The 3183-nt window shown below is 48.0% G+C and carries 1 protein-coding gene and 1 pseudogene; both read right to left on the reverse strand.

Translation table 11 applies throughout. From position 1 onward, the window contains the following. Window positions 1–2994: efflux RND transporter permease subunit (locus AB4653_RS24310; RefSeq protein ID WP_372105519.1), on the reverse strand; the 2994-nt coding region annotated here is incomplete at its 3' end. Window positions 2995–3000: 6 nt separating this feature from the next. Beyond that, a pseudogene (locus AB4653_RS24315) lies at window positions 3001–3183 on the reverse strand (efflux RND transporter periplasmic adaptor subunit); the annotation flags it as partial.

Below are 3183 nucleotides of genomic sequence, written 5' to 3' on the forward strand. Positions count from 1 at the left end.
CTGAGAGATAGCCCCTGCACCATTGGCAAACACCAAAGGCAAGATGCCAAGGATGAATGACCATGACGTCATGTTTACGGCTCTAAAACGCATCTTGCCGCCTTGGATAGCTGCCTCTTCGATACTTAAACCTTGAGTCTCACGCTTCAGCTTTGAGAATTCGACCATCAAAATCGCGTTCTTAGCTGCTAGGGAAATCAATAGAATCAAGCCAATTTGACCGTAGATAGACAAGGCCTGCCCACCCGCTAATAACGCCGCGAAAGTACCCACAGCAGCGGTTGGAGCCACAATAATGATCGCAGCAGGCAGAGCCCATGATTCGTACTGAGCTACAAGGAATAAGTAGATGAATACCAGAGCTAAAACCAGAGCGATTTGAGCCGTGTTCCCCGCCAACTTCTCTTGATAAGCCATGTTCGTCCACTCATAGGTGTAACCCTGAGTGAGAACTTCCTCGGCGATACGCTCCATTGCGTCAATCGCCTCACCAGATGAGTAACCTGGAGCTGGATTTAGCTGTAAACGTGCCGCAGGTAACATGTTGTAGCTTGTAACTAGGTCAGGTTCTAATGTCGGTTCGATCGTTGCGACAGCAGACAGCGGAACTTGTTCGCCAAGCGCCGACGGGACATGTATGCGTAGCACATCAGATAGATCATTTCGTTGTTCCCCTTTAGCTTGAACAAAAACTCGGTAGCTTCTTCCGTTTAGGGCAAAGTCATTAACATATGAAGACGCCAGATGTGTCGCCATCGCATCGTTAATTGCACTGAGTGGTACGCCTAACTGACGCGCTTTCTCGCGATCAATTTCGACGTTGTAATGTGGAACATTGGCACGATAAGTCGTCATCGCATTAGTGATTTCTGGCGCTTGATTAGCCGCTGCCATCATCGCGTAAGTCACTTGCGCGAGTTCTTGAGCAGTGCGGCCAGACGTGTCTTGCACCATAAACTCAAGTGCATCACCGATACCAATACCTGGAATAGGTGGTAGACCCATAGCGATGCTCATCGACTTATCAATGCCATACAATTGCATGTTGATGCGCTGGGCAACCGCAGCTTGTGTATGGTCGCCATCCATTGCAAGACGCTCATCCCAGTCTTTCAAATTAACAAACATGGTCGCTGAGTTAGCGGCAACACCACCGGTCAGAGCATTGAAGCCAATTGCACCTGCGAAATCTTCAATTGCTGGGTCTTGGTTTAATACCGCTTCAGCTTGACGAATCAAGTCATGAGTACGCTCTTTCGATGCGTTATCAGGCAAGAACATCGCGAGCGCCAACACGCCTTTGTCTTCAGCTGGAACAAATGCCGTCGGTAGCTTGTCATTCATCGCCACCATGGCAGCAATAGCCACTGCGAACGAAACCAAAAGCACTGCTGATTTGCGCACCAATAAAGAGACTGCTTTGCCATACGCGTTTGTTACTTTGTCGAACATTGCATTGAATGCCACAAACCACTTAGCAGGCTTAGGGTTACGCTTCATAACCATTGCACATAATGCAGGTGACAGCGTGAGTGCATTGATAGCGGATAGCACCAAAGCAATACAGATGGTGATAGAGAACTGAGCAAACATCAGCCCCGTGATGCCTGGAAGCAATGCCACAGGAATAAACACCGCAAGCATGACTAATGTCGATGCGACAATCGGGCCGGTGACTTCTTTCATAGCTCGATTGGTGGCTTCTTTGGCATCAATGGTTTGGTTTTCATTGAGAATGCGTTCTACGTTCTCAACCACCAAAATGGCATTGTCCACCACGATACCAATCGCCAGAATCAAGCCAAATAAGGTAACGGTATTGATACTAAAGCCACCCAATTGCATGAAAGCAAAAGTACCAATCAAAGACACAGGAATCGCAATCACAGGTGCAAGTGTTGTTCTGACATTACCCAAGAACAGGTAAGTCACCGCAATCACAAGCCCGACAGCAACAATTAAGGTTTCGACGATGCTGCGAATAGACGCTTCAACCGATAAGGTGGTGTCGTATGGGATCGCGTAAGTCATACCGGCTGGCATGATGCTTTCAATGTCTTTCAGTACCGATTTAACCGCAGCGCCTGTTTCCAAAGCGTTGGCATCTGGGTTAGCCTGCATTGCGACTAGAGCAGCATCTCCGCCATTGTAGGTTGCGTAGGCATCATAGAATTGGCTACCAATCTCTACGTTTGATACATCTTTCAGGTAGATTTGATTGCCGTCTGCTAAGGTTTTTACAATAATTTGTTCAAACTCTTCTGCACTCGACAGTCGACCTTGAGTGATCAAGTTAAACTGCAATGCGGCATTTTCACGACTTGGACCTTGGCCAATTCGCCCTGCTGGCACTACTGCATTTTGTTCACGAATCGCGTTCTTCACATCAAATGTTGTCACACCCAGTGACGCCATGCGGTCCATATCGAGCCACACGCGCATACCATAGGTCGCACCAATCAAATCGCTGCTTGCTAAGCCAGAGATACGAGCGATACGCTCCATGAAGTTTGCTTCGACCCAGCTGTTAAGCTCTAGCTCTGACATCGATTGATCTTCAGAGTAGAAAGCAATCGCGAGCAAGTCATCCGGCGCGGCTTTACGAATACGCACACCACGAGCACGAACTTCAAACGGCAGCATGTTTTCAGCAACGGCGACGCGGTTAGATACGTTAACCATCGCCATATCCGCATCAACGCTGTTATCAAAGGTAATGTTTAAGAAGTAACGGCCATCGTTGGTTGAACGCGACTGCATGTAAACCATGCCATCTACACCGTTCACTTCCTCTTCAATTGGATTACCAATCACCTCTTTTACGGTTTCAGCACTGGCACCCGGCATGAACGCGACGACACGAACTTGCGGAGGCGTCACGCTTGGGTACTCTGAAATCGGCATGGTTTTAATCGCAATCAAACCAATCAAGGTCAGGAAGATCGAGATAACAAACGCAAATTTCGGTCGGTCGATAAAAAATTTACTGATCATAATCTATTACTCCGCAACTGAAACAGGAGCACCAGGACGAATACGTTGCAGTCCGCCAACAATCACTGGTTCACCGGCGTCCAAGCCATTTGCGACGAAAACATCTTGTCCAATTCGATCACCTACAACGACATCACGACGTACCGCGTTGCCTTCTTCGATGGTAAGTACATATTGAGCGAGCTGATC

The organism is Vibrio sp. 10N.222.48.A3 (assembly GCF_041475345.1).
Taxonomy (GTDB): domain Bacteria; phylum Pseudomonadota; class Gammaproteobacteria; order Enterobacterales; family Vibrionaceae; genus Vibrio; species Vibrio tasmaniensis_A.